At 58.7% G+C, this 6990-nt stretch carries 5 protein-coding genes; 4 read left to right on the forward strand and 1 reads right to left on the reverse strand.

Annotation, left to right across the window (positions count from 1 at the left end; all coding sequences use genetic code 11):
- The first annotated feature begins 19 nt into the window (after positions 1-19).
- The 3 genes from holA to lon are packed head-to-tail and all read left to right on the forward strand — an operon-like array spanning position 20 to position 4286.
- Positions 20-1012: a DNA polymerase III subunit delta gene (gene holA / locus Q0K02_RS08180; RefSeq protein WP_294487231.1), complete on the forward strand. Its 993-nt coding sequence runs from the start codon at positions 20-22 to the stop codon at positions 1010-1012.
- A gap of 4 nt (positions 1013-1016) precedes the next feature.
- Positions 1017-1712, forward strand: a complete 696-nt coding sequence (radC, locus tag Q0K02_RS08185; protein ID WP_294487233.1) for a DNA repair protein RadC — start codon at positions 1017-1019, stop codon at positions 1710-1712.
- A gap of 36 nt (positions 1713-1748) precedes the next feature.
- Positions 1749-4286: an endopeptidase La gene (lon, locus tag Q0K02_RS08190; RefSeq protein WP_294487235.1), complete on the forward strand. Its 2538-nt coding sequence runs from the start codon at positions 1749-1751 to the stop codon at positions 4284-4286.
- Between the two features lie 324 nt (positions 4287-4610).
- On the opposite strand, the gene Q0K02_RS08195 is transcribed toward lon, so the two are convergent.
- The gene (locus tag Q0K02_RS08195) at positions 4611-4955 is read right to left on the reverse strand and encodes a helix-turn-helix transcriptional regulator (RefSeq protein ID WP_294487237.1); all 345 of its coding nucleotides are present in this window, start codon (positions 4953-4955) and stop codon (positions 4611-4613) included.
- Between the two features lie 191 nt (positions 4956-5146).
- On the opposite strand from Q0K02_RS08195, the gene Q0K02_RS08200 reads away from it, so the two are divergent.
- Positions 5147-6990: hypothetical protein (locus Q0K02_RS08200; protein WP_294487240.1), on the forward strand; the 1844-nt coding region annotated here is incomplete at its 3' end.

The following is a 6990-nucleotide window of genomic DNA, read 5'->3' on the forward strand; positions in this document are numbered from 1 at the left end:
GCCCCGAACGGAGATCGTCATGGACAGGCCGGGTTTCTTCTTCTGCATCTGCCCTGATGCCGCGCTGCTTCGCGAATACGTGGAGCGGGAGCTCATCGCTCCGGCGTCATCCGGGGCGCTCCCGCCGGACGTGCAGACGTTCTGGGCGGACGAAGGCCTGGACAGGCGCTTCTGGGACGCGCTCACACTGCTCGGCATGGACGGCCGCAGCCGCGTTCTGGTGGTGCGGGGCGCGCAGCAGCTTCCCGCGGACGTGTGGAAGAAGCTTTCCGCCGCGCTCGGCACGCCGAGATCCGGGGTGCTGCCCGTATTTTGTCTTGAAGGCCCCTGGGAAAAGGGGCAGCCCAAGCTGCCCGCGTACATCGCCAAGCTCAAGTGTCTGGCCTTTGCCGATAACCGGAAATGGGTGTGGCGCTCGGCGGGCATAGACGCCCGTTCCCTGCGGCAGCACATTCAGAAGCAGGCGTCCGCCATGGGCCTGCGCCTGGCTCCCGACGCGCTCAACGCGCTTTCGGAAATGCTCATTCCCGACGCTTCCGCCATCCGCGGCGTGCTGGAACAGCTCTATCTCGCCTCGCCCGACGGCTCCGTGGACGTGTCGCTCGTGCGTCAGATGACGGAATTCACGCCCGAAGCCGTGATTTTCGACGTCATTCGTCAGCTGGAAAACGGCAATGCGCGCGCCGTGTGGAAAACGCTGCTGCGCGAGGGCGACGGCGGCGAATCGCTGCTTTTTCCTCTGCTGACGCTCATGGCCAGAGAAGCCCGTCTGCTCTGGCAGCTTCAGGCCGGAGACAAGGTCTTTGTTCCCCAGTTTGTGGAAAACGAAAAGCGCCGCCTTGCTTCTCGCGTGGGCTTTGCGGGCCTGTGCCGCATGTTCGCCGAGCTTCAGAAGGCCGAGCTTTCGGTCAAGAGCGGAGCCCGGCAGCCGCTTCAGGCCATGGAAGAGCTCGTGGCCTCGCTTTCCCTCGTGTTCGCCCCGGAACAGGGCCGGACGAATGCCGGGCGCTGACGTTATGAAGGACGGCGCTTCTTCTTCCGAATCCGATCTGCGTTCCGGTCACAGAAAACGCCTTCGCGAACGTTTCCTGGCCGATCCCGGAGCCGTTCCCGATTACGAAGTGCTGGAGCTTGCGCTCGGATGCGTGTATGTCCGGCGCGACAACAAGCTGCTCGCCAAGCGACTTCTGGCTCAGTTCGGCGGCTTCGACGGTCTGCTTTCGGCCACGTCCGAAGAGCTGGCGGACGTGGAAGGCTGCGGACCGGCCGTTGATAGTTTTCTTTGTCTTCTCCGGGAAATCATTGCCCGCGCATCGGAAAGCAACGTACAAAGAAAGCAGACCGTTACCCTGCCCGATCTTGTGGAGATGGGCAGGCAGCGTCTGAAGCACTGCGCCGATGAAGAAGTGTGGGCCGCGCTTCTGGACAAACAGAATCGACTGCTTATGTTTAAAAGGATTCGTCATGGCTCGCCGGATCATGTGGCTCTGGAACCGCTCGAAGTGGTGGAGCTCATGATACGGAACCATGCAAGCAGTCTTGTCCTCATGCACAACCATCCCGGCGGAACCTACATGCCGTCGCAGGAGGACAGGGCGCTGACAGGTCGCATCGCCCTGGCGCTCCGGCATCTGGGCCTGTACCTGCACGATCATGTGATCATCACTTCCGAGGCGGCGTTCAGCATGACGCACGACTGCCGCCTTGCGTGACGAAAAGGACTGGGATCTGCCCTAATTGAGGATAGCATGAGCGATACGCAAAAGACGCTTTCCGCATTGCCGGAAGAAGAGAAGAAAGACCTGCTGGAACAGGAGACGGAACGCGCCGCTCTTCCTGCGGAGGCTCGGGACAATGGTTCGGACGACTCCGGGGAAGGGCAGGGCAACGAAGGAGGAGCCTCCGGCGAGAACCCTGACGGCGATGCCGACGACATGGCTCCGGCGATTCCTTCCGTGCTGCCGGTTCTGCCTCTGCGCGACAGCGTGGTGTTCAATTCCATGATAGTTCCGTTGTTCGAGAGCCGCGAAAAGGCCATGGAGGCCGTGGAATTCGCGCTCAACGGCAACCGTTACCTTCTGCTCTGCGCCCAGCGCGACGCTTCGGCCGAAGAGCCTGAACCGGACGATCTGTACAATGTCGGTTCCGTGGTCATGATTCTGCGTATGATCAAGATGAACGACGGTCAGGTCAAGCTGCTGGTTCAGGGGCTTTCGCGCGCGCAGGTGGAGGAATTCGACAACAACGGCCCCATACTTCTTGCGCGCATACGCGTGCTGGAAGAAAACCGCGGCGACGTTTCCGACGTGGAGCTTGAAGCCATGATGCGTTCCGCGCGGGAGCAGAGCGACCGCATTCTGCATCTGCGCGGACTTCCCTCCGGGGAAATCATGAACGTTTTGAACTCCGTCAACGATCCGGGCCGCCTTGCGGACATCATTGCCGCCAACATGCGCCTGCGCGTGGACGAGGCTCAGGCCCTGCTTGAATGCCTCGATCCCGTGGAACGGCTGCGTCTGGTGAACAAGCATCTGGTTCGCGAAGTGGAAGTGGCCGCCATGCAGGCGCGCATTCAGAGCATGGCGCGCGAGGGCATGGACAAGGCGCAGAAGGATTACTTTCTGCGCGAGCAGCTCAAGGCCATACACAAGGAACTCGGCGACGGCGAAGACGGCGACGACGAGAACGAAAATCTCAAAAAGGCTCTGGACAAGGCTTCGCTGCCGCCCGACGCAAGACGCGAGGCCGACAAGCAGCTTCGCCGTCTGGCTTCGATGCACAACGACTCCGCGGAAGCCAACGTGGTTCGCACCTATCTCGACCTTCTGGCCGAGCTGCCGTGGAAAAAGATGTCCCGCGACAGGCTGGACATCGTGAAGGCCGCAGCCATTCTGGACGAGGATCATTTCGGCCTTGAAAAAGTGAAGGACCGCATTCTCGAATTTTTGAGCGTGCGCAAGCTGAACCCCGATTCCAAGGGACCGGTGCTGTGCTTCGTGGGGCCTCCCGGCGTGGGCAAGACCTCTCTCGGCCGGTCCATCGCCAGGGCGCTCGGCCGCAAGTTCCAGCGCATTTCCCTGGGCGGCATGCGCGACGAAGCGGAAATCCGCGGACATCGCCGCACCTACATCGGCGCCATGCCCGGCCGCATCATTCAGGCCATCCGGCAGGCGGGCACGCGCAATCCGGTCATCGTGCTGGATGAAATCGACAAGCTCGGCAACGACTTCCGAGGCGATCCCGCTTCGGCGCTGCTTGAGGCGCTGGATCCGGAACAGAATTCCCATTTCAGCGATCATTATCTGAATCTGGAATTCGATCTGTCCAAGGTGCTGTTCCTCTGCACGGCCAACCAGCTCGACACCATTCCCGCCGCGCTGCTGGACAGGCTGGAGATCATCCATCTTTCCGGCTACACGGAACAGGAAAAGCTGGCCATTGCCCGCCGGTATCTGCTGAAGCGCCAGATTGCGGAAAACGGCCTCAAGGAAGAGGACATCGTGTTCCGCGACAACGCCATGGCGCGCGTCATCCGCGGATACACGCGGGAAGCCGGTCTGCGCGGACTGGAGCGTCAGATTGGAGCCATCTGCCGCAAGCTTGCGAGGCGCAAGGCGGAGGGGGAAAAGCCTCCCTTTGTGGTCACGCCGGCCGTGGTGGCCAGACTGCTGGGCGCGCCGCGCTTTCTGGACGAGGAAAAGGAAGGCGCGCTTCTGCCCGGCGTTGCGCTGGGCCTTGCCTGGACGCAGGCCGGCGGCGAGGTGCTGCATATTGAAGTGAGCACCATGCAGGGCAAGGGCGGACTGCTTTTGACCGGTCAGCTCGGCGACGTCATGAAGGAGAGCGCGCAGGCCGCCGTGACCTATGCGCGTTCTCACGCCAGGGAACTGGGCATTGATCCCGAGTTCTCGCAGAAGCTGGACATTCACATTCATGTGCCTGCGGGCGCGACGCCCAAGGACGGGCCTTCGGCGGGCGTGACGCTGGTGTCTGCGCTGGTGTCCGCGCTGACCGGACGCCCCGTGCGCAGCGACACCTGCATGACCGGTGAAATCACGCTGCGCGGACGGGTGCTGCCGGTGGGCGGCATCAAGGAAAAGATTCTCGGCGCGGTGGCGAGAGGTTTGAAGCGTGCGGTCATTCCCGCGCAGAACGTCAAGGATCTGGAAGAGATTCCTTCCGATCTGCGCCGCCGCATCGAAATTCACACCGTGCATACCATAGGCGAACTCTTGCCGCTGGTGCTGGAAGAAAAGAAAGAAAAGACGGAAAAAAAAGAAGCGTAGGCGTCTGAACTGACGGGCGCTGCGCGTTGAGAGGCCGTTCCTTTCGGGGAGCGGCCTTTTTTGTGCCTGCATGCGGGCGGGCCCGATGAAGCAGAAGCGAGAGCCGCGAGGTCGGACGTTTCGGGCGTCGGAAACGACGGGAGAGCGTTCGGGAGAAAGAGCTCCGGCTTGTTTTTCGGCAAAAGGCGCGCGAGATGATGACCGCTTTCCCTGGGGGAAGGCGGCTTTTTTTGGGGGGGGAGGATTTTTCGTGGAGCGGAGGTGTTCTTCCGTATTCCGGGGAGACGGCAGAGCCTTGTTATTTCAGAGATTGCGGGCGGAGGGTCATGCTTCCAGCATCCGTATGATCTTGGCGATGATCCCCATGAGTTCTTCCTGCTGTTCCACAGACAGCACGCTCAGCATTTCTTCCAGACAAATGGCGTTGGCGTGCGTGTCCGCGTTCTGTTCGCGAAAAAGTTCCGCCGGAGAGCATTCCAGAACGGCGGCTATCTGTTCTATGCGCCCGAATCGCGGAGCCGTGTATCCGTTTTCTATGCGGGAAAGAGCGTCCGGCGCCATATCCAGACGGGCGGCGAGATCTGCCTGATTCATTCCCAGAAGCTGGCGGCGTCCGGCAATGTTTGCCCCCAGCACGGCCGCCAGATGCGGTGTATGTTTTTCCGGCATTTCCATCCCTTCAGTTTTTTGTTGAAAGTGAAGGAAATTGCAGGAAGTGAAAATGTATTTAAATTACATCTTGATTTAAATTAATTTTAATTCAATATTTTTAACGACCATTTTTCCGAGAACGGCTGCCGAGTCATAACTGTCGGAGATGAAAAAGAATCTCGGAAAAGTAAATTTCAGGAGGAAAAATCATGCTTACCAAGGGTGCCATCGGCAATCTTATCAATCGGTACAGGGCCGTGCTGGAAAAATGCCGCCTCATGAACGTGTTCGGTTCTCTGGCCGTGGCGTCCATGCTGGTCATGGGCGGGGCTGGAGTGGCAGAAGCTGAGCCGATTACTACGGGGGAGGGCTTTAAGACGGCCGTTACCGATGCCGAGGCTGGAGAAACTATCACGCTGGGACAGAATATTGAGCAAGGGCTTGGAGCTGTATTCAAGCAAAACGTTACCGTTGATTTTGCCGGTCATACATATACGGCTTACGCTGGTTCTGTAGGTTCAACAGGGACAGAATCCCAGCTTTTCCAGCTTCTTAAGGATAGTGGTGCCGTTACGCTAAAAAACGGAACTCTTGATGTAGCCTCGCCGACTGCCGAATCCGGCAAATTCAAGATGGTTCTTCAGAACTACTGTAACCTCACTCTGGAAAACATGGTCGTTGACGGCAGGAATCTTCAGGGAAGCGCGCCTTATACCATGAGCAATAATCATGGAAACGTTGTTATCAACAACTCTACCATCATTGCAAAAGAAGGCGGTTTTGCCTTTGATGCCTATTATTGGCCGTCAAATAGCTATACTGATGGTGTCAGTGTAACGGTGAATAATTCGACTATCGACGGAAGGATCGAAGTCACGGTCGACGGGAAAAAGGAAATAGGTGAAAATAAACATAGCCTGTCCATTTCTGGAGGAACACTTGTTGGCGGCCTTACTGCCACGAATGGCGGCCAGTTGTATACCGTAGGTACCACACAGATTAGTAATGTCGCTATCAATAACAATACTGCTACCAATCTTGGTGGTGGTATCTATAATGCCGTTCAGAACGCCTTGGACGGTGGTGTCGCTGGCAGAGGCCTCCTTACCCTCAATGATGTCTCCTTCTCGGGCAATAAAGCTAGTCAGGGCGGTGCTATTTATAACGCCGGTACAATGAAACTCACCGGCATCAACACCTTCTCCGACAACACCGCCAACGGCGTAGGCAACGACGTTCACAATGTCGGCGCCATGACCGTAGAGAGCGGCGTGACGAAGCTCAACAGCGGCTACACTCAGGAAGGAGCCTCTTCCGCCCTCAACGTGAACTCCGGTTCTTCCCTTGCCGTGGCCCTGCCCGACATGGGCGGAGTAACGGCTTCTAAAGACGAGGCTCTGCTCGCCCTCGGCAAGCCGCTCGCCCTCGGTGAAGGCAAGCTGCGTGTCGGTTCCGTAAACTCCGGCAACGACGCTGCTGTGGCCTTTGGAAATAATTCGCTGCTGGTCGTCGACGGCAAGGCGGCCAACGCCGGAGCCATGATTACCGGCAGTGGCGATATTTCCGTGGACAGCGGTTCCAAGCTGTACATCGCCAACGCTCGGGCGGGTGAAGCTTACACCATCACCGACGGTCTGAACACGACCGAAGGCGAATATTGGAAGAGCGCCAATCTGCTGGCCGGACGTCTCATTGAAGCAGAGATTTCACAGAGCGGCGAAGGCGACATTGTTGTAAAAGCGGAAGCCAGAAATGCTTCTTCGGTGCTGCCCGGCATCATTCCCGTGGCCGCTCTCAACACCATGGTCAGCAACAACCAGAACAACACTGATTCTTCTTCCGCAGGTATCCGCTTCCTGAGCCGCGCCATGGACAACGTGCAGTTCATGCCGAATGACGCCACTGCCACCACCATGGTAAACGAAGTCTCCCGCGCAGCCGTGACCGCGGGCGTGCAGAACACCGCTCTGCGCCTTGCCGACGCCGGGGTGGATCAGCTCATTCATCATCTGTCGCTGAGCTTCTTCGGCAAGGAAAACAACATCCACAAGGA

This window comes from uncultured Mailhella sp. (assembly GCF_944324995.1).
Lineage (GTDB): Bacteria > Desulfobacterota > Desulfovibrionia > Desulfovibrionales > Desulfovibrionaceae > Mailhella.

Coding starts and splice junctions, on each gene's coding strand:
- lon (WP_294487235.1), top strand. CDS start 1,749: ATGAGCGATACGCAAAAGACGCTTTCCGCATTGCCGGAAGAAGAGAAG.
- holA (WP_294487231.1), top strand. CDS start 20: ATGGACAGGCCGGGTTTCTTCTTCTGCATCTGCCCTGATGCCGCGCTG.
- Q0K02_RS08195 (WP_294487237.1), bottom strand. CDS start 4,955: ATGCCGGAAAAACATACACCGCATCTGGCGGCCGTGCTGGGGGCAAAC.
- radC (WP_294487233.1), top strand. CDS start 1,017: ATGAAGGACGGCGCTTCTTCTTCCGAATCCGATCTGCGTTCCGGTCAC.